The sequence below is a fragment of the Acidimicrobiales bacterium genome, assembly GCA_036491125.1.
Classification (GTDB): domain Bacteria; phylum Actinomycetota; class Acidimicrobiia; order Acidimicrobiales; family AC-9; genus AC-9.
Genome location: DASXCO010000181.1, coordinates 66,286 through 88,203 on the forward strand (window position 1 = coordinate 66,286; position 21,918 = coordinate 88,203).

The following is a 21,918-nucleotide window of genomic DNA, read 5'->3' on the forward strand; positions in this document are numbered from 1 at the left end:
ATCCGCTGCCACCAAGCGAGCAGCCCTACGTCGCAGCGGTCAGCGATTGGTTTCGGACTTGGCGAGCGTCAGAACCAGTGACAAGCTCAGCTCACGAGGAGGTAGCCACGTGACCGACGACAGTGTCAGCGCGACCACGGTCATCAACGCCCCGGCGGAGGCCATCTTCGTAGTCCTTGCCGATCCGGCAAAGCACGCCGCGATCGATGGCACCGGCTGGGTCCGTGAAACCCTCGACACCACGCCGTTGACCGCCGCCGGGCAGATATTCCCGATGTCCATGTACCACCCGAACCACCCAGACGGTAACTACCAGATGGCCAACCGGGTCCAGAAGTTCGACCCGCCGAGCACCATCTCCTGGGAGCCAGGCTACGACGCCGGCGACGGTACTCTGGGCTTCGGCGGCTGGACCTGGCGCTACGACCTCACGCCAGCTGGACCCTCGGGCACCACAGTCACTCTCTCCTATGACTGGTCAGCAGTCCCGGACTCCATCCGGGAGCACATCGGCTTCCCGCCGTTCCCTCCGGAGCATCTGGGCAACTCCCTGGCCCACCTCGCCGAACTGGCTACCTTATGAGCAGCCCGTACTCCCGTTCCGAACGAGACGGGCGTGCACGACCGAGGACGAGCTGACGAATTCGACACACTTGTAGGCGAGCGGGCGGTTGAGGTGGTCGAAGAGTCGCTCTCCGCACCCAAGAAGTATGGGGACGATGGCCAGGTGCATCTCGTGGATAAGGCCGGCGCGCAGATACTGCTGGATCGTGGCGGCGCCACCACCAATCCTCACGTCGCTGCCCTGGGCTGCCTCGAGCGCTCGCTCGAGGGCCGCGTTGATACCGTCGGTGACAAAGTGGAACGTCGTCCCACCTTCCATCGTTATCGATGCCCGCGGTTGGTGGGTGAGCACAAACACCGGGTGGTGAAAGGGCGGGTTATCGCCCCACCAGCCCCTCCAGTCCTCGTCACCCCATGAGCCACGAATCGGTCCGAACATGTTGCGGCCCATGATGGTCGCGCCGATACCGACGTCGCCCTGTGCGGCGAAGCCATCGTCAATAGCTTCATCGCCGCCCTCCATGTGGGACATCTGCCGGTAGGTTCGGGTTGCGAATGCCCACCTGTGCAATTCCTGGCCGCCCACGCCGAGCGGGTGGTCCAGGCCCTGGTCGGGTCCGGCTCCGTACCCGTCGAGCGAGAGCGAAAAGCTGTGCACCCGCACTTTCGGCATTTTGTACTCCTCTCTGAGGGGACGTATCTCGCCTCGCACCAGGGACGTCGAAGCCATCCACGGGATCTCGACATGCTTGTGTGAAGAGCTTGTGGAAGAGTGATGTCGAGGCGGAGCGGCCGGCACCGACCTTGAGGCACACGGCGCCACCGCCGCCCGACCCGAGGAGGAACGGCCTCATGAAGTACCTACTGCTGATCTACCAGAACCCCGCAGCTCGCCAGGCGCTGCCGCAGCCGGAGATGGAAGCACTGATGGGAGAGGCGGGAACGATCATGGACGAGCTGGTGGAGACCGGCGAGTGGATCGGCGGCGAGGCGCTCGCCGACCCATCGACTGCCCGCTCGGTCCGGGTCCGCGACGGCCTCGCCGCCATCACCGACGGGCCCTTCGCCGAGGCGAAGGAGCAGATGGTCGGTTACTGCATCGTCGACTGCGAGACCATGCAACGGGCCGTGGAGATCGCCACGAGGTGGCCCGAGGCCAGGCTGTGGGGCATGGAGGTCCGGCCGATCCTGAGCCCGAATGGGGTCGAGATGTGAGCTCTGCTCCCGTCGAGGGCCTGCTCCGGGAGGCCGCGCCGCGGGCCCTCGCCGCGCTGATCCGCCGTCACGGACGCTTCGACGCCTGCGAGGACGCCGTCCAAGAGGCGCTCCTTGCTGCCAACCTGCAGTGGCCGGAGCGCGGCATCCCCGACGACCCTGCCGGTTGGCTCATCACCGTGGCGTCGCGCCGGCTCACCGATCAGCTCCGTAGCAACGAGTCGCGCCGGCGCCGGGAGGACGCCTTCGCCTTCTCGGTCCCACGGGGCGACGTCGAGGTCGCCGACGAAGACGACACGCTGACCCTGCTCCTGATGTGCTGCCACCCAGAGCTCACTCCTGCGTCGCAGACCGCCCTGACCCTGCGGGCCGTGGGCGGCCTCACCACGGCTGAGATCGCCCGGGCCTTCCTCGTCCCGGAGCCCACGATGGCGCAACGGATCAGCCGCGCCAAGCAGCGCGTCCAACGCGCCGGCGCCCGCTTCGAGCCCCCGCCGCCTTCTGATGCCCAGGCGCGGCTCGCCGTTGTCCTCCACGTCCTCTACCTGGTGTTCAACGAGGGCTACGCCGCCACATCGGGCACCGAGGTGACTCGTGTCGAGCTCACCGCAGAAGCGATCCGACTCACTCGTCTCGTTCACGACCTCCGCCCTGACGACGGCGAGGTGGCCGGCCTACTCGCGCTCATGTTGCTGAACGACAGCCGGCGCCGGGCGCGCACCGGGCCCGACGGCACACTCGTCCCGCTGGCCAAGCAAGACCGCTCGCGGTGGGACCTCGGGCTCATCGAGGAGGGCATCGAGCTTGTGACTGTGGCCCTGAAAGGTTCGCCGCTCGGGCCGTACCAGCTGCAGGCGGCGATCGCCGCCGTGCACGCCGAGGCGCCCGAGGCCATGGACACCGACTGGGCTCAGATCACCGCGCTCTACGAGGTGCTCGAGCGGCTCTCGCCCAGCCCCGTCGTGCGGCTGAACCGGGCCGTCGCCGTCGCCATGGTCGACGGGCCGGAGGCCGGGCTCGACCTGCTCGCGACCCTGGACAAGGACGAGCGCCTGGCCGCCCACTACCGCGTCACCGCCGTCCGCGCCCACCTGTTCGACCTCGCTGGCGAACACGATGCGGCGCGGTCGAGCTTCCTCGACGCCGCCCGGTCGAGCACAAGCCTCCCCGAGCGGCGATATCTGGAGGCCCAGGCGGAGCGGCTGAACTCCCCCGGATTTTCTCCGTCGAGGTGTCGATCCGACCGGAACCCGCTCGACGCTCTGCCAGAGTGAGGCAAGAGCTGCCCACGCAGAGGAGAAATGGAGCAGACCATGCGATTCCTGGGATACACCCTTGCCAACGAGGCAGAGGCCCCGACCGAGGCCCCGTCCCCCGATCTGTACGAGAAGATGGGGCGGTTCGTCGAGGAGGCGACCAAGGCCGGCATCATCGTCGCCACCGGTGGAATCGCCCCCACATCCGAGGGCGCCCGGATCAGTCTGAAGAGTGGCGAGTACACCGTCGTCGACGGGCCTTTCGCCGAGGCCAAGGAGCTGGTGGGTGGCTGGGCGCTCCTGGAGTGCCGGGACCTGCCCGAAGCCGTCGAGTGGTCCAAGCGGTTCCTCGGCGTCCTTGGCGAGGGCGAGGTGCGCGTCCGCCCCGTCTCGGGCTGACGCAGCGGCGCCCCCTCTCCTGCCGAAGGCACGACGTGGTGGTTGAATCGGTGGCGTGCCGGATACCGATTCAACCGCCACGATCGAGGCCGCCTACCGGGTCGAGTTCCCAAAGGTGGTCGCGGTGCTGGCCAGCTTCACCGGCGACATCGCTCTTGCCGAGGACCTTGCTCAGGACGCGCTCGCGGACGCGCTGCTCCAGTGGCCTCGCGACGGGACCCCGCACAACCCTGGTGCATGGCTCACCGCCGTGGGGAAGCGCAAAGCGATCGACGCCTTCCGCCGACAGCGTACGTTGGCGACCAAGTACGCCCAGATCGGACGCGAGCTGCAGGCCCATTCGGCCCTCGGCGACGGGGACGACGCGACGCTCGACGCGGTGTCGAGCGAGGAGATCGACGACGACCGCGTCCGGCTGATCTTCGTCGCCTGCCACCCCGTCCTGGCGCTGCCCGTCCGGGTAGCGTTGACCTTGCGCCTCGTGGGTGGGCTCACGGTGCCCGAGATCGCCCGGGCCTACGTCGTCCCCGAGGCAACAGTCGCCCAGCGCATCGTGCGGGCCAAGAAGGCCATCGCCCGAGCTGGCGTCCCGTTCGAGGTCCCGGTCGGTGAGGATCGCTTGTCGCGCCTGGGCGCCGTGCTCGAAGTCATCTACCTCGTCTTCAACGAGGGCTACTCGGCCACCACGGGCGAGGACTGGGTGCGGCCCGAGCTTTGCAGCGAGGCGCTTCGCCTCGGCCGCGTGCTCGCCGCGCTCGTGCCCGACGAGCCCGAGGTGCACGGCCTCGTCGCCCTCATGGAGATCCAGTCCTCCCGCCTGCGCGCCCGCACCGGCCCCACCGGCGCGCCCGTTCTGCTGCTCGACCAGGACCGCCGCACGTGGGACCGGCTCCACATCGGGCGCGGCGAGACAGCGCTGGCCCGGGCTGACGAGCTCGCCAATACCCGGGGCCCCTACACCCTGCAGGCCGCCATCGCCGCCTGCCACGCCCGCTCCTTCCGGCCCGAGGAGACCGACTGGGACGAGCTCGTCGCTCTCTACACCGCGCTCGCCCGCGCCACACCGTCGCCGATCGTCGAGCTCAACCGCGCCGTCGCGGTATCGCGGGCCTCGGGGCCGGCCGAAGCCCTGGCCCTGGTGGACGTCCTCGTCGGCACCGCCACGCTCGAGCGCTACCACCTGCTCTACAGCGTGCGGGGCGATCTGCTCGACCGGTTGGGCCGCCACGATGAGGCGGCAGCAGAGTTCGAGCGAGCGGCAGCATTAGCGACCAACGGACAGGAGCGCACCCTCCTGTCCGAGCGCGCTCGGGCCAGCCGGTCCACCAACGCCGCCGGTCCCGGCGAGGGATGACCGGCGCCACCGCCGATCTCCAGGAGGCACAGGGAACGGAACGCCGAGCGGACATGATCCGCGCTCGACCTCGGTGCCGCTTAGGTCGACATCCACCTTGGGCGCCACCGAACGCCGGCTCGGTGCGGCAACTGACGCTCCAGCGGTGGGTCCCGCGGCTCGGTTACTGTGCCCTTGTGGGCCGCTTGGTGCTCTGGGACGTGGACGGGACATTGCTGAGGACGCCAGGAATCGGCGTCGCAGCCATGCACCGGGCGCTCGAACGGGTGGTGGGCGTAGCCCCTGCTGAGACGGTGCGCTTCGCGGGCATGCTCGACTCGGACATTGCCCTCGCCTACCTGGAATCAATGAAGGCTGACCCGGAGGTCCATCTGCAACCGGTGCTCGCCGCCTGTGTGGAAGAGCTCGAGGCGGCCAGGGAGGACATCGCCGAGCGCGGTTGGGTTCTCCCTGGGGTCACCGATGCTCTGGCCGCCCTTGATAAGGAGCGGGGAGTACGCGAAACGCTGCTGACGGGCAACTTGCGGGCCAACGCCATCCTAAAGGTCAGCGTCCTGGGACTCGATCCGTGGCTGGACCTGGAGGTAGGAGCCTACGGGGAAGACGCCCGTCAGCGTCACGAGTTGGTGCCGGTTGCTCTCGAACGGCTTGCCAAGCTCCGCAACCGGATCTACCACCGTGGGGAGGTGTGGGTCATCGGCGACAGCGAGAACGACCTCGCTTGCGCGAAGAAGAGCGGCGCTCACTGCCTGCTCGTGGGAACTGGATGGGGCCTTCCGGACGGGGCCGCCGAGGAGGCCGACGCCTTCATGGAGGAGATATCGGATACCGACGCCGTGCTCGACATCATCTTGGGATGACAGGCAGAGGGGTTCTGAGCGCTCGGTGAGTTCGGGGATCTTGGACGACGCCGGGTAGTTCGGCTGTTCTGATCTGATTGACGGATGCCCACGGACGAATTCGACGCAGTGACCGAACCGCACCGCCATGAGCTCCGGGTCCACTGCTACCGGATGTTGGGATCTGTGCACGACGCCGATGACCTTGTGCAGGAGACCATGTTGCGGGCCTGGCGGGCCTACGACCGGTACGATCCCGAACGGGCATCGGTCCGCACGTGGCTCTACAGGATCGCGACGAACGCCTGCCTGAACGCGCTCGCGAGCCGGGCGCGGCGCCCGTTGCCGTCGGCGGTGGGCGCACTGTTCGAAGACCCCGAGGCTGCGTTCGTTCCTGGCGTCGAAGTACCGTGGCTCGAGCCGATCCCCGCCGATCCAGCGGCGTCTGCGGTCGAACGAAGCCGGCTCCGGCTCGCGTTCGTGGCTGCCTTGCAGTTGCTCCCGCCACGCCAGCGGGCCGCGCTCATCCTCCGCGAGGTGTTCGAAGTGCCCGCTGCCGAGGTCGCCGAACTGCTCAGCACTACGACTGCGAGCGTCAACAGCGCTCTACAGCGGGCCCGGGCCGGCCTGGCCCATGCCGGCGTCGACCCAGATGCGCAGGCCGAGCCTGCGGCCAAGCAACGGGCCGTCGTCGACCGCTACGTCGCCGCGTTCGAGCGGACTGACGTCGCCGGCCTCACCGCGCTGCTGGCCGACAACGTGGTGCTCGAGATGCCACCGATGTGGAACTGGTACGCCGGCATCGAGCCCTACCGCGGATTCATGCGGCGGGTGTTCCGCCTAAGGGGTGCCGCCTGGAGGACCGTGCCTCTGTGGGCGAACGGCGAGGCCGGTTTCGCCGCATACGCGGCCGGGGTGCTCCACAGCGTCCAGATCCTGACGGTGGCTGAAGGGCGGGTGACCCGCACCACTGTCTACCAGGACGAGGCGGTGTTCGATCTCTTCTCCCTCGACCGATGAGCTGGCGGGGTGTCGCCGGTATGTAGTGGTGGACCAGCGCTCCGGCTGGGGCCGCGACCGGGAGGAACCGCTATGGGCAAGGTCATCGTCATCGAGTTCGTCACGCTGGACGGCATCGTCGAGGACCCAGACGGCTCGGGTGGCACGCCCGGAGGCGGCTGGGCGTTCCGCTTCGGTCCCGACGCGGTGGCCGGCGACAAGTTCAAGCTCGGCCCGATCTTTGACACTGGCGTGCTTCTGGTCGGGCGCTCGACGTGGGAGCTTTTCTCCCGCATCTGGCCGAACCGCACCGGCGAGTTCGCCAACGCCATGAACCGCATCCAGAAAGTCGTCGTCTCGCGCTCGGCGCCAATCTTCGATGCCTGGAGCAACACGTCACCGCTCGAGGGCGAGCTCGTCGAGGGCGTGAGCAGCTTGAGGCGCGATCGGGACGTGGTCGTCGTCGGTAGCATGAGTGTGGTGCACGCGCTGGCGGCCGCCGACGCCGTCGACGAATATCGCTTGCTCGTGTTCCCGACCGCGCTTGGCGCGGGGGAGAAGCTCTTCGTTGCGCCCGTGGACCTGCAGCTCACGTCGATCGAGGTATCGAGCACCGCCGTGCTCGCCCGTTACCAGCGGGCGGCCTCGCCAGTGTGACTTCGCTTCGCGCCTATCCCGGACAATGCCGCCTCTGCTGCGCTCACTCCCTTTCACAAGTCAAGCAGTAGGAGTCAGACGAGCGAAACTGCGTCACCTTCTTGCATCGTGCCAGCGGACTCCGCGACCGCGTAGACCCCGGCACACGGATAGCGCCCAGCGCCGGGGACCTCGAGTCTGTTGTTCTGGACGAGCGTGCGGAGAACCTCGGCGTCCTTCGGAAGGTCATCCTGTGCCAGTGTGGTCATCACGCACCGGGGGTCAGGGATCGAGGCCCTGAGCCGCACATCGCCACCGATCGACAGCTCCCGACCGAACCACTCGTTCTCGAGGAATCCCTCCTTCTCGGTGGCCACAATGACGTTCATGCGGAACCGGCGCGCGTCGAACCGGCTCTCGGAACGCAGACCGTTCAGCCGGTCGAGTGTGGAGCTCGTCAGGAGAGAGACAGGGAAGAGGTCGAAGAACGAGCCGACCGGGACGGCAGAAGGGAGTCCGGCTTCAGCGAAGAACGCCGACCCGAGCTTCGACTCGGCGACGGTGTCGCGATGTCCCTCCGGGTCCAGCTCCTCGACGTCAGGGTGGTACTGATCAATCGTGAAGTCCTCAGGAGCAGCCTGGGCGAGCCTGACCTCGCGCCCGAAGAACCGCGAGAGGCGAGCTCCGACGTCTGGCTCATCACTCGTCACCCATGTCGCATCGGGGAATGTGATTCGAACAGGGGGCGTATCCTCACCTCGCCGGGGTGGCTCGACGAAAACGGCGTGACAGGCGAACATGTCCGGCCACAACTTTGGGTTCTTGGCACTGACCACTTTGCCCGTTTTGGAATCGATGAGCGCGTATGCACGGTCACCGACCACGCCGCTCAACGTCAAGTCGGCTGTGGCAACCTGTTCGCCCAGCATGGACTTGACGGGGAACCTCCAGAGGGCAGCGACCGCACCTACAGGCTCACTCATCGGCCACCTCCTCGCTGATCACGACGGAACCCATGTTCCCGCCTGTTGGGGAGCCCGGCAAGGTTCCCTCGGCGGGATTTCGGGATATCCGAGCGTTCCCATGGCAGCTGGGGTCGAGCAAACGGCGCGACTTCAGGCCAGACGGCCGCTCAAGGTCTTCACTCCTTCCCCGCTCAGGTCGGCCAGTGCCGCCATACGCCCTGATGCGGCGAGGACAAGAGCCTCCGCTGCCCCCTCTATGCCTGGCCCGTCGCCGCCAGACCAGTCGATGTCGGTGGCCACAAGCTTGAGGCCAGCCACATTCTTCTTTGGGCTGAACATCGGCGTGCCCTCGGTGCGGACGAGCTCCAGGGCACGGCGCAGCCTCTCCTCGGGGACCTGGCGCGAATGGCCGGTCGGACGGCGCATGTCCTGGTTGTGGACCAGATGATCGAGAAAGTTGACCCTGTTTGGGATGAGGCGGCTGATCCCCCGCCGAGGGCGGTCGGCCACCATCACGTCGTCCCAGAAGTGCCGGATCTCGTCCCCGCTCTTCCCAGCGAACGGCGTCTTGGATTCGTTGTAGCTTCGTCCCACCAGTAGTGCACCTGCGGGGTGTTCAGCGCATCGAGGTCGATGTGTTGCGTACGAGGACACCCCAGGTGGCGACCAGGAACAGGACCGCGAACGCAGCGAGAATCAGCCAGTAGGTGCCGGTGGATGCTGTGCCGGCGTCGCCGAAGGACGCCAGGAGCGGAGGCCCGAGTGTTGAGCCGCCATGACCGAGGATCTGCCGCGCCCCGAGGTCATGACCGACTGCCTCGAAGGCCCAGCGCGACGGCATCATCATGCTGAGAACCGCGCCGGCCCTCGCCATGAGGTTGACCGGGAGGATCGCGCCTGCGAACAACACGGCGGGAAAGCACAACATCGGCAGGGCAAGCGTCGCTTGCGCCACGTTTCTGACCAGGGCCGAGGTGAGCAGACCGAGGCCAAGAGCCGCCAAGGCGCACAACAAGAGGCCGACCGCCATCGAGGCGTATGTTGCCAGGGGGCGACTGGGCAGGCGGTCCAGCAGACGAAGCACAGCCAGCATTGCCACAACCACGACGAGGAGGAACGGCACAAGGACTGTCACCTTTGACGCCACGTACGCGCCCAGTCGAAGGCCGACGAGGCGTTCGCGGCGCAGGATCGCGCGCTCGGTGCAAATCTGGAGCAATCCGTAGGTGAGCCCGAAGAAGAAGGCGGCAAAGACGATCCAGAAGCCGATCATCACCATCGAGCTCGGGCTCGGGTCCTGGAAGTCGAACGCGCCGGGTCGGAAGAGGATGGCGAACATGCCGACGACCAGCGCCGGTGACGCCACAAGGATCGCGAGCGTCAAGGGGTTGCGCACGAATGTCTCGAGCGCCCGGCGTGTAAGGACACCCCATTGCGTGAGCCCGCTCGCCACAGGACGCCTTTTCACGTCGTGGGTGCCGGCGGCGGGTATCGGCACGGCGCCTGCCGTGCCCGCGGCGTAGGTGGTGGTGTCCACTTTGGCCAGGCGACGGTAGAGCTCTGGGACCGAGCTAACGCCGAACTGCTCGAGCGCTTCGTCGACGGTGCCGACGAAGGCGACTCGTCCACCCGGTGCCATGAACACGATGCGATCGCATAGGGCGAGGTCTTCGGCCGAGTGGGTCGTGAACACGACGGTGGCCGACCGGTCGGCAAGCTCCCGCAGGTGGGCGCTCAGCTCCGCGCTGGTGGCTGGGTCGAGGCCAGACGTCGGCTCATCCAGGAAGAACGCGCGCGGCTCGGTAAGCAGCTCGACGGCAATGCTGGCTCGCTTTCGCTGCCCACCGCTCAAGGAGCCGACACGGACGTGGGCGTGTTCGGTCAGGCCTACGGTGTCGATCGCGGCACGCACCGCGTGGTCGACCTCGGCCGAGGTGATGGACGAGGGGAGCCGGAGCCGCGCTGCGTAACGGAGCGTGCGTTGCAGGGGTAGGTCGGCGTGGATGATGTCGTCCTGGGGCACGTAGCCGATCACGCCGCGGAATTTCCCCAGGTTGACCTGCAGGTCGATGCCATCGAAGCGCACCGATCCCGCGGAGGTCGGGGCGACGCCGGCCATCGCGTCCAGCAGTGTCGTCTTGCCCGCACCGCTGAGGCCGACGATGGCCACGAGCTCACCAGCCGCGACGGAGAACGACACGGCGTCCAGCAGGGTGACCTCGCCCCGGCCGCGGACATGAACGCGCCGGGACACCTCGTTGACTTCGACGCAGAAGCCCTGGGGCGAGACGGCGGCGACGGGGGTCACAGTGGCTTCGGTCGTTCTGTCGAACGTTGCAGTGTCGTCCTTCTCGTAAAGTACGGTCATCGTTCCTCCTCCGGTGGTCAGCGGCTCGTGATTGGTCGCGACCATCGAACGCGCGAGTTGATCGTTGACTTCCGCCGATGGCTTTCGGCCGAGGGCGGAGAGGCCTAGGCAGTCTGCTTCTCGACAGCCGCGAGGGCCCTCCTGAGAAACCAGCCCCACAGCAATTTGCCGACTGTGTGGTGTACGGCGCTTGCGATCCTGCCCTTCGGACCGCTGCGGAAGCCGCGGTTCAGGATCATTTCCACCTCGCTTCCGCCGTCGCGGGGGGTGGCCCGGAGCTCCCATGTGCTGCCAGGCTGAAAAATGTTGGAGTCGATCACTGTTGCCTTGACCGATCCCGGTTGCGACCACTCGTAGCGGTTCCGCTCCCAGAACAGGCCGACGACCCAGGTGCCCTCGTCTACCTCGGCGAAGTTCTCACCCCGCTCGTGGACCTCGAGGTGCCTTGCTGTCACGTTCGGCCACACGCCAGCACGCCGGTCCGAAAAGTCGCGGGCGGCCTGGAGCACTCGCTGGGGACGCAACACGGTCTTGGCAGCCACCTTGATTGTCAACAGGTGACGGCTCTCGCTAGGGGAAGGGTCACTGGGGAGCGCCTCCTCCTCGATGACCCCTTCGGCGGGGACCGGGCTGGGGGAGTGATGAACGGCGTGCATGAGGGCTGCTCCTTCCGGACCTCTAGCAAAAAAGCACGATCGGTCGTGCTACTAGCAATGTACGACCGTTCGTGCTATCTTGTCAACATGCATCAATCCCGGAAGCCTCGGGCGGACGGAGAACGCACCCGCGAAGCAATCGTCCGCGAAGCCGTCTCGCTCGCGACCCTCGACGGCCTGGAAGGGCTCTCGATCGGCAACCTCGCCGACGCCCTCGACATGAGCAAGAGCGGTATCTACGCTCACTTCGGCTCGAAGCAGGAGCTCCAGCTCGCCACCGTGGACGAAGCGAGGCGGATCTTCGACGCCGAGGTCATCGAACCGGCGCTCGCCGCCGCTCCCGGGATCGGCCAGCTCGTCGCAATCTGCGACGGGTTCTTCGACCATCTCGTGCGGCGCACCTTGCCCGGGGGCTGCTTCTTCGCCGGGGCTGCCCTGGAGATGGGCACGCGTCCGGGACCCGTGAAGGAACAGATCGCCGATTTTCAGAGTGGATTCACCTCGCTGATCCGCCAGTTCATCGTCACCGCCGTCGAACACCACGAACTTCCCGCCGACGAGGACCCCGACGCGCTGACGTTCGAGCTCAGCGGCGTCATCCTCGCCGCCAACACCAACTTCGTCCTCCGTGGAGACCCAGCGGCGCTCGACATGGCCAGGGTCATCGTCCGCCGACGGCTCGGAGTCACAACGACAGCAGCGGCCTCACCGCAACGAACGGCGGCAACTCAAGAGCAGCGAGGGAGGCCAGGAAAAGGATCCCGCCGTACAGCAGCCGTTGGTTCTTGACCGTCGCAACGGTGGCCCAAGGGTCCTGAACGTCAAGGGCGCCGCTCCGGACCACCAGGAAGTGCCGCGATTCGCTGGTAGAAATCGCGGGCATCTCTCAGAACGGCAAGGAGGTCATCCAGTTGCGCCTCGCTCGTGAAATGACCGTGGGCGCGAGCGAGTCCTTCGACGCGATCGAGCCAGTCGAGGCACCAGCCGGCGCTCTCGGCTCGGGCGACGGAAGCCCCATCGACCTCCACGTAGACCGGGCTGGTGTGGGCGAACACCGAGGGCCCGAGAACAGCGGGATGGCGAGGACCGCGGGCCTGGGCAGCGATCCAGAGCGACTTCGAAACCGTCAGCTCGCTCACGAGATCGCCGCCACTAGTTTCCGCCGCCACGCCGCCGGGGCCGAGCACCTCGAGCACCTCGACCCCCGGACCCTGGACCCGAGCGGAGACTGGCAAGGTCGTACCCGCCTCGACAGCCACGACGTCGCCCGGTCCGTGTCCGCCCACGTCGAGTTCCAGCCACGGCCCGTTGGTGGCGAAGGTCCGACCCCCTTGCACGGCCGATTGCCAAGCATCCACCGAGAGGTGCTCGCCACTCAGGTCGGCATAGGCTCGGGCCCATCCAGGGGGGTTGGAGAAGTTCGCAGCCCTTGAGTGGGACAGGAACACGTCCGTACCGACGGTGGCGGCGAGGCGCAGGCCGCAGTTGAGCAGATGGTGGTAGAGCACGGCGGTGCCGGCCGCGTCGTTGGGGCCGAGGAGATCGACCGAGTCGACCAGGCCCAGAGCGGCGTCGGCCACCAGCTCCCGTGCCTCCACCGAGCGGGGGTTGGCGAAGGCCCCCGCTGGCGTCCCGTCCGCCAATGGTGAGAAGACCGGGTGCGTGTAGCCGACGGTGGCCCCCAGGTGGCGGAACTCCTCACAGGCGCTGGCGTTGGGGGGCCAGTCCTCGGGGTGCTCGGAGCCGTGGTGGCCGGTCTGGTAGCGGATCGGCGGACCGCTTGGTGAGAGGGCATGGAAGTGGCCGAGCATGTCGTTTCGGAACTCAACCCCCCAGCGGGCGACCTGGCCCTCGATCGTCCAAGGTAGGTCCTGGCCGGCGAAGTGCTCGAAGGCCTCTCGGTCGTAGATGCGGGCGCCGAGCAGGTTGCCCGCCACCAGGTTCATCAGATGCAGCCCCTCGCCGCGCTGCATGAGCGCCGCGTCGTGTGGTCCGCATACCAAGTCCCCTGAATAGTTCATGTGCACGTGGAGGTCTCCGCCGTACCAGCCCCGGGCGGCGGCGTCGTAGATGCGCGTCGGATGGAGCTCGACCAGCGCCTCTTCTCCCGACTCGCAGGTGACGGTTGTCGTGGCCTGGTCGAATTCCATCCCCCGAGTGCAGGAAACGCGGAGGGCGGTGGCGGGCACCTCGAGGGCGACATCGTTGCCGTGGAAGAACGGACGGCGGTGGAAGTCCCACTTCCGCAGCCGGTCACCGGGGAACCAGCCCTCACCCCGGTCGTCGGTGACCGACCAGCGGGACACCGACCCTGAGCGGAGACGGAGGCGGGCGGCCTCTGCCGGGGCGGCCAGGGGCACCGTGTCATGGCCGATGACGCACTCCGGCCGATCGTGGGTGACGGCGACCATTACCAGTGCGACAGCCCCTGGCGCCACCTTGTGGGTGGCCTCCCCGACGATCATCTCGGCTTCCTCCTCGACACGAGAATCGAGAAGCACCCCGACCTCGGTCGTCGTGTCGGGGAGCACCCACGGCGGCGGACCAGCGGCGATCGTCAGCCCCGTGGCCTCCACGGTGGCCACGACGAGGCCACATGGAAGCGCCTCGGGCAGGCATCGGCGTACCGCCTCGGGCCAATTCCCGGTCTCGGCAGCCGTCGACCACAGCCGGCGCAGGTTCAGGTACCGGCCGTAGTCCTCGCCCGGCAAAGCCGGGTTCTCTCCACCCCAGTCGACAGGCGTCGCTGCCTGGAGCCGTCGGTACTCGGCCAACATCTCTGCCACCCGAGGTGGGACGAGAGCGGCTTCGGGCAGGTCGCAGCACATCGCGTGAGCTTAAGGATCCGGCGAAGGGAGCGCTCAACCCTTTGGATCAGCAAATGGTCTCGCAAGCAAAGCGAAGCCATCGCGCAGATCGGCCTCCCCGAGGATGGCGGATCGCCATGGTGGTGGCTCCAACGTTGCCTCCAGGTCAGCCGCCGGCGTCCTGCCCCTGCGACCGCGCGCGTTTTGGAGTAAGAAGCGGGTGTGAACATTCCCGATTCTCACCGAGATCTGCTGGACAGCCAGGTGGCCACCCTCGGCACCGTCGGCCCGGACGGGCGACCGCAGTTGTCCGAGGTGTGGTTCCTCGCTGATAGGGACACGGTCCGTCTGTCGTTGAACTCCAGCCGGCAGAAGACGAAGAACCTGTTGCGAAACCCGGCTTGCAATCTCTTCATCCTCGACCTGGCCAACCCGTATCGCTATCTAGAGCTGCGAGGCGACGCCGTCGTCGAGGCGGATCCCGACTACAGCCTCGCCGACAGGGTCGGTTCCAAATACGGCGCGGACCTGCGCGGGCACGACGGACCGGGGGAGTCAAGATGTCGCGTGGCTGTTCAGACTACGCGGGTCAACGCCGTGAACATGGGAGGGTGAGACCTGCCCGCGGTATCGGGACCAGGCACGAGAACCAGATCAACGATCCAGAACGCTAGTCCAAGCCGGGGAATGCGGACCCGAGGGGGAAGTACGGCACACAGACGACGCCGGTCATCGTGAGTTCGGCGCTGCCGTCCGTGTCAGGTGCGATGGCCGTCTCGTGACACCGAGGAGACGGGGCTCAGTCGGATTGCCCTCCGGGGTTGATCGATGGCCAGCCGGCGGGCCGCCAGTCTCCTTGTGGGTCCGTGGTTTGCCCGACCTCGATGATGTAACCGTCGGGATCTCGGACCGGGCTGTCTTGCCGCCCGTCGAAGGCTGACGGTCGAAGCCGTTGCTGCCACTCCCGGTGGCCCCTTGTCGTTGGTTCTAGTTGAGGTGCCGCCTCAGCCGGAGGAGCTGAAGGCCTTTCTCGTGTCTGGTGCCGTCGTGCACGGTCGAGTTGAGGGAGCCTTCATCAGCATCGTTCGAAGGCGCGGTGAGCACTCTCTAGCCATCTCGCCCGCCGGTATCCACGCGGCCGTGCCTGCTGGCCCGCTTCTTCGGGGCGAAGAATCGAGAGAACTGAGCGACTCAGGCGGTTCGGGGAACACTCAAAGCGGCGACCAATAGGTCGAGGATGGCTGCCAGCGGGCCCCAGTCCTGGGTTGTCTTGGCGTCGCCATGGCGGAGCGCCTCATTTCGCGCAGGGCCACGTTGACTTCCTACGGCTGTTGGCCTAATGTCCGCGCCGTAGCTGTTGTGGGGAGGCGTTGACTCCTCGGGGTGTTGTGGTCGCGGGAGCCCTCGAGGACGAGCCAGTCGCGAAACCGGCCTCACGGACAACGTCCAGTGAGAAGCAGGAGCGATGTCAATTCAGCCCCAAGCACCAGGTGGCCGTGTTCGTCTGTGTCCGTGGCCCACGAGTCGGCCGCCGGGTCTACGGCCTGTCGCATTCACGCCCCCTCCCTCGTTTGGTTCGCGCATTGTTGCTACTGGATCTCCCCCAGCAGTCGCTGCTGATCGGGCTACGGAACGGGCCGACGAGGTTCGCCAAGGGGAACAATCCATCTTCGGGACTGCCAAGACGATTGGCGAGGCGATAGACGAACTCCGCGACACGGCTGAGGGGCTACGTCCGACGGGGTCGTCGTGAACTCGGCCATTGTGCACGGGGCGACTGAGCGAAGGATCGAGAGCAATCGACCCTGTGTGCCTCTACTCTCCAAGCTCCGTTCTCCCGTCTTTGGGCACGGTGTGATCGATCGCTCAAGGATGATCCACATCCTGGAGAGGCAGAGAAAATCCTCCGTCGTTATCGTCGCGGCCCCGGCGGGCTACGGCAAGACGACCATCCTGGCCCAGTGGGCCGCACGCGACCCCCGGCCTGTCGCCTGGCTCCAGCTCGACGAACACGACAACGACACCGTGACGCTGATGGCCTATGTCGTGCTGGCCCTGCGGCAGGTGGCTGAGCTCGATCCGAAGATTGATGAATGGTTGATCACCAGGACTCCGCCCATGAGCGACCTCATCCTTCCCACTCTGGCCAACGACCTTTCTGCAGCTGATCCATTCCTCTTTGTTCTGGACGACACCCACGTGCTGACCGGAGAGAGTTCGTGGTCGATCGTGCAGTTCTTGGTGGAGCATCTCCCACCAAGCTCACAGATCGCGCTCGGAGGCAGGGTCGACCCTCCGGTATCGCTCGGAAGGATGGCAACCAATGGGCGCCTGGTCGAGGTGCGCTCTGCAGACCTTGCCTTTCGGAACGGGGAAGCCGAGAGCATGCTGGCCGAGGGCGGCCTCCACCTCGAGGAGACGGCGTTGAGGATGCTCCTGGCCCGAACCGAGGGGTGGGCGGCCGGACTCCAGCTGGCGATGCTCTATCTGCAGAATCGCGGCGATCCCGCTGCCCTGGCCGACTTGCACGGCGGCGTGGGCCACATCCCGGACTACCTAGCCCATGAGGTACTGGCCGGTCTGCCGCTCCGGATCAAGCGCTTCCTTCTTCGAACCTCGGTGCTGGAGCGGCTGAGCACTGAGTCGTGCAACGCGGTCATGGGCCATCGTGGCTCGGGCGAGATCCTCGCAGAGCTCGAGCGGTCAAACGTCTTCCTCACCAGACTCGACGAGAGAGGGAAGTGGTACCGATACCACTCGCTCTTCGCCGAGTGGCTCCGGACCCAGCTCGAACGGGACTCGCCGGAGGCCATCCCCGAGCTCCATCGAAAGGCAGCAGCCTGGTATCGGTCGAAGGGTATGCCCGAGGACGCCTTTGAGCATTGGCTGGCGGCAGGCGACGTAGAACAGGCTGGGGAACTTGTGGCTCGCCACTTCCGGACCTGGGCGATGGGTGGACGGACCGAGACAGTGCTGCGATGGTTCAGCGCCTTTGACGAGGAGCAGATCCTCGCATACCCGCAGTTGGCGCTGGCAGGGGCCTGGTTCGCCGCAGCACTGGGGCATTCCCAGACGGCGGCTACGAGACTTGCGGCCGCAGAACGGGGTGATCCACAGGCTCCGTCGCTCGAAGGTGCGGCCACGTTCGGCTCGGCCCTGCTCACGCTTCGCGCCCTCCTCGGACAACGAGGTGTGGGCGCACTGCACGGTGACGCCGAGGCCGCCTACCAGCTCGAGCGTTCGGTTGGAGGCGCCTTGGAGGCCACCGCTGCATGCCTGGCGGGAGCTGGTCGGCTCCTTAGTGAACGTGACATCTCTGGGGCGCGGACGTTGCTCGAGGAGGCGGCGGCGCTGGGTCGCGAAGGTGAGCCAAGTGCCCGAGTGGGATCCCTCGGACTGCTGGCCCTCATCGCCGCTCAGTGCGACCAGTGGGATGAGGCGGCGAAGCTGGCTACCGTCGCACAAAGGGTCGTGGAGCAACACAAGCTCTCGAATCTGAGCTTAATTGCCTGTGTCTATGCGATGGTCGCCCTGGTGGAGAGTCACAGGGGCGACGTGGATTCAGCACATACCAACCTTGATCTCGTTGGGCAAATGCTCGCTGGGCTGGCACCCTACCCGTGGATCGCGGCGCTCGTGGCCACCATCATGGCTTGGTCGGCCGTAGAGATCGAAGAGATCAAGAAAGCTAGAGCCTTGCAACGAGAGGCGGCTCTTGCGGCTGGGAAGCTGCCAGACGCTGGCCTTCTTGTGGAGTGGATCGACGAACTTCGGAGAAGGGTAGGGGCTGAGACCGGGCACGGTCCCGCACTCACTCCATCAGAACTTCGGGTCCTACAGGAGTTGACCACCTTCCGGTCAGTCTCTGACACCGCACGAGATCTCCTTGTATCCACGAACACAGTGAAGTCCCATCTGAAGTTGGTCTACAGGAAGCTTGGGGCGAGCTCGAGGGCTGAGGCGATAGAGCGAGGCCGAAGAATGGGCTTACTCGAGCGGTGATCGCATCGAGAAGTTCTCGTCTAGATCAAGGAGGCCGAGAAGTGGGCCTGACAATTCTCGAGGACAACGAGCAAACGTGAGTCGAGACCTGCCAGGCGCTATGTGGTATTTCGACCAAAGGTCGCTTGCTCGGCTTGAATGTCTGATCCTACCCCGGACCGAACATACGATCCACTCTCACAGGTGATGTTTGCCTATCCGCTGCGGTTCTAGTCTTTCCTAGGTCGAGCGGTGGGTGCGGCCAGCGTCGCGATCGAGGAGGTAGAGCATGTCGAGCCCTCGGGCCAGGCAGCGCCGCCAGCCGAGCGGACGCTCGCCTCGGCTCGACCCGGTGCGAAATGCGACACCGGCATGGTCGCAAGGATCTCTCGGTTGTTGTCACTCATCATCAGCGGAGACACTTTGAACCTCGACAAAACCAAGTCGATATTCCTTGAAGTCCTCGACCTGCCGCCAGACGTCGACCTGTACTCGATCCGCTTCGCCGAGGTCGAAACGTGGGACTCCCTTGCGCACATGGTCCTCGTCGGCGAGCTCGAGGAGCAGTTCGACGTCATGCTCGACACCGACGATGTCTTGAACATGTCGGACCTCAAAATGGCTGTGAAGATCCTAGAGAAGTTGGGCGTTGATTTCACTTCTTGAGTCGAAGGTGGCTGTTGTGACTGGGGCCACAGATGGCATCGGGTGGGCCACTGCTCAAATGCTCGCAGAGTGCGGGGCGACGGTAGTGCTTAACGGACGGAAAAGCGACGAGCGGTTACACGAGCGAGCTGAGCAGCTGTCGGTCGTATCCAAGCAACCCGTGAGAGCGATCGGTGCCGACGCTCGTAGCCCAGGCGAGGTGACTGAGCTGTACCGGAACGTGCACTCGATGCACCGGCGACTGGATGTCCTGGTGGCCAACGCTGGTGTGCTCGGTGACGGCCGCATTGGCATGATCGCAGAGGAGATGCTCGACGACACGCTCCAGACCAACCTGTGCGGAGCCATCCGCCACATTCAATCGGCAGCACGCCTAATGACACGGGGCAAGAGTGGTTCAATCATCGCAATGAGCTCGATCATCGGTGTCCGGGGCAATGAGGGACAGGTCGTCTACGCGGCGTCGAAGGCCGGCATCATCGGCGTAGTCCGGTCTGCTGCTAAGGAGTTGGCGCGTCATGGCATCCGAGTAAACGCTCTTGCGCCCGGATACATCGACACGAAGATGATCAGCCACCTCCCTACTAATGTGCACGAGGACCGTCTCAGGTCGATCCCCCTGGACAGACCGGGTACTGCTCGCGAGGTGGCAACCTGCGCCGCGTTCCTGGCCAGTGACCTCGCGTCCTATGTCACTGGCCAGGTGCTAGGCGTCGATGGCGGGATGGCAATCTGACGTTATGGTGCTGAACGAGACCGCCCGAGACCGCACAGCTCTCTTCGACGCCGATTCAGGGCGATCGTTGACCTACCGGGCACTCGCCGCTGAGGTGGAGAAGACCAGGCTCGCCCACAACGGCATTCGCCCCGGCCAGCTGCTCTTTCTCCCAATACGGGCTCGCTTCGAAGACGTCCTTCTCTACTTGGCGGCGCTCGATGCGGGCTGCACTGTCGCGCTCCTAGACCCAGAGCAGTACAACACCCATGGAGCTCGGCTCGAAGCTGCGTATAGCCCAGATCTGTTGGTGCGACCGCCCACTAGTCATGACCCGTACCTGCTCGAACCTGAGAGTGCTATCGACCGTCGCCTGTGGGTGCGCCAGGGAACGGATGATCTGAACGCGGATACTGCCGTTCTCCTACCCACTTCGGGCAGCACCGGCAGCCCTAAGCTCGTTCGCCTGAGCTCCGAGGCATTGCTCGCCAATGCTCATGGGATCCGCGAGTGTCTCGCCATCAGCGATTCTGACGTGGCCATCGCCAACCTGCCACTTCACTACTCGTACGGCCTCTCCGTGCTCAACAGCCATCTCGCCGCTGGCGCGACCGTTGTGCTCACGGAGACAAGCGTGCTGCAGCCCGAGTTCTGGGAGATCATGGCCGAACATGGCGTAACAACACTGGCGGGAGTGCCCTACTCATACGACTTGTACCGGCGCGTTGGGCTGTTGGAACGCCCGCTTCCAGCTCTGTGCACTCTCACGCAGGCGGGCGGACGCATGGCGCCCGAACGCATCCTCGAATTCCAGGCCGGCATCACGGCGCGCGGTGGCCGGATGTACGTGATGTACGGTCAGACCGAAGCCACGGCTCGCATGTCGGTGCTCGACCCCAATGACCTCCCCGAGTACGTGGGCTCCGTTGGGACTCCCCTACGTGACGGCAAGTTCGAGATCCGCAACGCCGCCGACGACGGTACCGGCGAGGTCATCTACTGCGGTCCCAACATCATGTTGGGCTACGCGGAGACACGAGATGACCTCAACAAGGGCGATGAGCTATGTGGCGTTCTCGAAACCGGTGACCTCGGGAGGCTTGACCTGGCAGGCCGCCTCTGGATCGTCGGGCGCACAAAGCGGATCGCGAAGCTCTTCGGCGAACGCGTGAGCCTTGACGACGTCGAGGACTTGCTCGTCGAGGAAGGCCCGACCGCCGTTGTTGATGCCGGCGATCAGATCATCCTCTATTGCGAGTGGGGAGAGGGGGAGCGCTTCTCGGTCGTCCGTCGCGCACTGGCTCGTGAGTTGGGCACGAACCCGAAGGCCTTCGATTTCCGGCGTGTGGAGAGGATCCCGCGGAGACTCAATGGCAAGGTGGCTTATGGCGAGCTACGAGACCGTCTCTGAGCTGAGCGACAGCTTCTTGGAGCGATCGACATATGGCATTCGACAAGATCACAAGGAGGCTGCTCTCGCTCCGGCGCTTCACGACCTCACGCGCCACCACGCAGGCAACTGCCCTGATTATGGCCGCATGGTTGGCGCCGCCTACCCGGGTTGGGAAAGCGGCTCTGGATTGGGCGCGGTTCCCTTCATTCCAATCTCCATGTTCAAACAACGGTCGCTAGGAAGCGTGCCCGAGTCGGCGATCTTCAAGACGCTGACGTCGAGTGGCACGACCGGATCCGAGGTGAGCCGAATCTTGCTCGATCGTCCGACAGCGCAACGTCAGACGCGAGCGCTGGCGTCGGTGATGCGGCACATCCTTGGCGTCGAGCGGCGACCGATGCTGATCATCGACTCGTCGTCGATTCTCAGAGATCGCAAGCAGTTCAGTGCTCGCGGCGCCGGAATTGTCGGCCTGATGAACTTCGGTCGAAACCACACCTATCTACTCGACAGCGCCTTTCGCCCGGACGCGGACAGATTGGAAGAGTTCGCTACGAAACACCGAGGTGAGGCGATCTTCATTTTCGGGTTCACCTTCATGGTGTGGCGGCACCTGATCAAGGATCTGGCGGCAACTCCTCTCGACCTGAGCAACGCTGTCCTGGTGCACAGTGGCGGCTGGAAAAAGCTCGAGGAGGAACGCGTGGACAACGGGGAGTTCAGGCGAGTTCTCGCCGAAGGGTTCGGCATCAGACACGTCTACAACTTCTACGGCATGGTCGAGCAGGTGGGAGGTGTGTTCATCGAAGGCGACGACGGACTGCTTCATCCCCCAGCCTTTGGGGATGTCATCGTTCGTCATCCTCGCACGTGGAAGGAGCAGCCCGTCGGAGAAGAGGGGGTGCTTCAGGTTGTGTCAGTACTCCCGACGAGCTACCCCGGGCACTCGGTCCTTACTGAAGATCTCGGCGTCGTGGAGGCGATCGACTCTTCGGCGACTGCCCATCTCGGCAAGGCCTTTCGAGTCGTGGGTCGGGTTCCCCAGGCGGACTTGCGAGGCTGCAGCGACACGTACGCGTCCATGTTGTCGGCGGCCTGATGCTCG

The 21,918-nt window shown here is 65.7% G+C and carries 21 protein-coding genes; 15 read left to right on the forward strand and 6 right to left on the reverse strand.

What is annotated here, in order from left to right:
• Positions 1-109: 109 nt before the first annotated feature.
• Positions 110-583, forward strand: coding sequence for an SRPBCC family protein (locus VGF64_14685; protein HEY1636008.1), 474 nt, complete (start codon positions 110-112; stop codon positions 581-583).
• On the opposite strand, the gene VGF64_14690 is transcribed toward VGF64_14685, so the two are convergent.
• Positions 578-1,237, reverse strand: a complete 660-nt coding sequence (locus VGF64_14690; GenBank protein ID HEY1636009.1) for a dihydrofolate reductase family protein — start codon at positions 1,235-1,237, stop codon at positions 578-580. The two genes, VGF64_14685 and VGF64_14690, sit on opposite strands and share 6 nt — an antisense overlap.
• Positions 1,238-1,416: 179 nt before the next feature.
• On the opposite strand from VGF64_14690, the gene VGF64_14695 reads away from it, so the two are divergent.
• The 7 genes from VGF64_14695 (at position 1,417) to VGF64_14725 (ending at position 7,283) form a co-directional block, all read left to right on the forward strand.
• Positions 1,417-1,779: a YciI family protein gene (locus VGF64_14695; GenBank protein ID HEY1636010.1), complete on the forward strand. Its 363-nt coding sequence runs from the start codon at positions 1,417-1,419 to the stop codon at positions 1,777-1,779.
• Positions 1,776-3,053, forward strand: a complete 1,278-nt coding sequence (locus tag VGF64_14700) for a DUF6596 domain-containing protein (GenBank protein ID HEY1636011.1) — start codon at positions 1,776-1,778, stop codon at positions 3,051-3,053. Before VGF64_14695 ends, VGF64_14700 begins: the two co-directional genes overlap by 4 nt.
• Positions 3,054-3,092: 39 nt before the next feature.
• Positions 3,093-3,434 carry a YciI family protein gene (locus tag VGF64_14705; protein HEY1636012.1) on the forward strand — a complete coding sequence of 114 codons (342 nt, stop codon included), beginning with the start codon at positions 3,093-3,095 and terminating at the stop codon, positions 3,432-3,434.
• Positions 3,435-3,489: 55 nt separating this feature from the next.
• A complete protein-coding gene (locus VGF64_14710; protein HEY1636013.1) occupies positions 3,490-4,788 on the forward strand; it encodes an RNA polymerase sigma factor in 1,299 nt (432 codons plus the stop codon).
• A 176-nt stretch (positions 4,789-4,964) separates the two neighbouring features.
• On the forward strand, positions 4,965-5,648 hold the full coding sequence (locus VGF64_14715) for a haloacid dehalogenase-like hydrolase (protein ID HEY1636014.1): 684 nt from the start codon (positions 4,965-4,967) through the stop codon (positions 5,646-5,648).
• 84 nt (positions 5,649-5,732) lie between these two features.
• Positions 5,733-6,647 (forward strand): RNA polymerase subunit sigma-70, encoded by a 915-nt coding sequence (locus tag VGF64_14720; GenBank protein ID HEY1636015.1) that lies wholly within the window; start codon positions 5,733-5,735, stop codon positions 6,645-6,647.
• Positions 6,648-6,719: 72 nt separating this feature from the next.
• Positions 6,720-7,283, forward strand: coding sequence for a dihydrofolate reductase family protein (locus tag VGF64_14725; GenBank protein HEY1636016.1), 564 nt, complete (start codon positions 6,720-6,722; stop codon positions 7,281-7,283).
• Positions 7,284-7,357: 74 nt separating this feature from the next.
• On the opposite strand, the gene VGF64_14730 is transcribed toward VGF64_14725, so the two are convergent.
• The 4 genes from VGF64_14730 to VGF64_14745 form a co-directional block, all read right to left on the reverse strand.
• Positions 7,358-7,972, reverse strand: a complete 615-nt coding sequence (locus tag VGF64_14730) for an MOSC domain-containing protein (protein ID HEY1636017.1) — start codon at positions 7,970-7,972, stop codon at positions 7,358-7,360.
• Positions 7,973-8,377: 405 nt separating this feature from the next.
• A complete protein-coding gene (locus tag VGF64_14735) occupies positions 8,378-8,821 on the reverse strand; it encodes a hypothetical protein (protein ID HEY1636018.1) in 444 nt (147 codons plus the stop codon).
• 22 nt (positions 8,822-8,843) lie between these two features.
• Positions 8,844-10,595, reverse strand: a complete 1,752-nt coding sequence (locus VGF64_14740) for an ATP-binding cassette domain-containing protein (GenBank protein ID HEY1636019.1) — start codon at positions 10,593-10,595, stop codon at positions 8,844-8,846.
• Between the two features lie 104 nt (positions 10,596-10,699).
• A complete protein-coding gene (locus VGF64_14745; protein ID HEY1636020.1) occupies positions 10,700-11,050 on the reverse strand; it encodes a hypothetical protein in 351 nt (116 codons plus the stop codon).
• Here VGF64_14745 and VGF64_14750 point away from each other — a divergent pair.
• Positions 11,024-12,040: a TetR/AcrR family transcriptional regulator gene (locus VGF64_14750; GenBank protein ID HEY1636021.1), complete on the forward strand. Its 1,017-nt coding sequence runs from the start codon at positions 11,024-11,026 to the stop codon at positions 12,038-12,040. The two genes, VGF64_14745 and VGF64_14750, sit on opposite strands and share 27 nt — an antisense overlap.
• A gap of 32 nt (positions 12,041-12,072) precedes the next feature.
• Here the strand turns inward: VGF64_14750 and VGF64_14755 are convergent, their stop codons facing one another.
• Positions 12,073-14,028, reverse strand: coding sequence for a CehA/McbA family metallohydrolase (locus VGF64_14755; GenBank protein HEY1636022.1), 1,956 nt, complete (start codon positions 14,026-14,028; stop codon positions 12,073-12,075).
• A gap of 252 nt (positions 14,029-14,280) precedes the next feature.
• Here VGF64_14755 and VGF64_14760 point away from each other — a divergent pair, with 252 nt between their 5' ends.
• From VGF64_14760 to VGF64_14785, 6 genes are all read left to right on the forward strand, one after another.
• The gene (locus tag VGF64_14760) at positions 14,281-14,673 is read left to right on the forward strand and encodes a PPOX class F420-dependent oxidoreductase (protein HEY1636023.1); all 393 of its coding nucleotides are present in this window, start codon (positions 14,281-14,283) and stop codon (positions 14,671-14,673) included.
• 1,257 nt (positions 14,674-15,930) lie between these two features.
• On the forward strand, positions 15,931-18,060 hold the full coding sequence (locus tag VGF64_14765) for a LuxR C-terminal-related transcriptional regulator (protein ID HEY1636024.1): 2,130 nt from the start codon (positions 15,931-15,933) through the stop codon (positions 18,058-18,060).
• A 231-nt stretch (positions 18,061-18,291) separates the two neighbouring features.
• A complete protein-coding gene (locus VGF64_14770; GenBank protein HEY1636025.1) occupies positions 18,292-18,705 on the forward strand; it encodes an acyl carrier protein in 414 nt (137 codons plus the stop codon).
• A gap of 16 nt (positions 18,706-18,721) precedes the next feature.
• Positions 18,722-19,441: an SDR family oxidoreductase gene (locus VGF64_14775; protein ID HEY1636026.1), complete on the forward strand. Its 720-nt coding sequence runs from the start codon at positions 18,722-18,724 to the stop codon at positions 19,439-19,441.
• A 4-nt stretch (positions 19,442-19,445) separates the two neighbouring features.
• Complete coding sequence (locus VGF64_14780) at positions 19,446-20,831, forward strand: AMP-binding protein (protein ID HEY1636027.1); 1,386 nt, start codon at positions 19,446-19,448, stop codon at positions 20,829-20,831.
• Positions 20,806-21,912: a hypothetical protein gene (locus tag VGF64_14785; protein ID HEY1636028.1), complete on the forward strand. Its 1,107-nt coding sequence runs from the start codon at positions 20,806-20,808 to the stop codon at positions 21,910-21,912. The genes VGF64_14780 and VGF64_14785 overlap by 26 nt, the downstream gene beginning before the upstream one ends.
• Positions 21,913-21,918: the final 6 nt, after the last annotated feature.

What these genes read in the sequence shown, in the direction of transcription:
- VGF64_14765 (HEY1636024.1), top strand. Translation starts at nt 15,931, where the DNA reads ATGATCCACATCCTGGAGAGGCAGAGAAAATCCTCCGTCGTTATCGTC.
- VGF64_14695 (HEY1636010.1), top strand. Translation starts at nt 1,417, where the DNA reads ATGAAGTACCTACTGCTGATCTACCAGAACCCCGCAGCTCGCCAGGCG.
- VGF64_14780 (HEY1636027.1), top strand. Translation starts at nt 19,446, where the DNA reads ATGGTGCTGAACGAGACCGCCCGAGACCGCACAGCTCTCTTCGACGCC.
- VGF64_14720 (HEY1636015.1), top strand. Translation starts at nt 5,733, where the DNA reads ATGCCCACGGACGAATTCGACGCAGTGACCGAACCGCACCGCCATGAG.
- VGF64_14755 (HEY1636022.1), bottom strand. Translation starts at nt 14,028, where the DNA reads ATGTTGGCCGAGTACCGACGGCTCCAGGCAGCGACGCCTGTCGACTGG.
- VGF64_14725 (HEY1636016.1), top strand. Translation starts at nt 6,720, where the DNA reads ATGGGCAAGGTCATCGTCATCGAGTTCGTCACGCTGGACGGCATCGTC.
- VGF64_14705 (HEY1636012.1), top strand. Translation starts at nt 3,093, where the DNA reads ATGCGATTCCTGGGATACACCCTTGCCAACGAGGCAGAGGCCCCGACC.
- VGF64_14785 (HEY1636028.1), top strand. Translation starts at nt 20,806, where the DNA reads ATGGCGAGCTACGAGACCGTCTCTGAGCTGAGCGACAGCTTCTTGGAG.
- VGF64_14740 (HEY1636019.1), bottom strand. Translation starts at nt 10,595, where the DNA reads ATGACCGTACTTTACGAGAAGGACGACACTGCAACGTTCGACAGAACG.
- VGF64_14690 (HEY1636009.1), bottom strand. Translation starts at nt 1,237, where the DNA reads ATGCCGAAAGTGCGGGTGCACAGCTTTTCGCTCTCGCTCGACGGGTAC.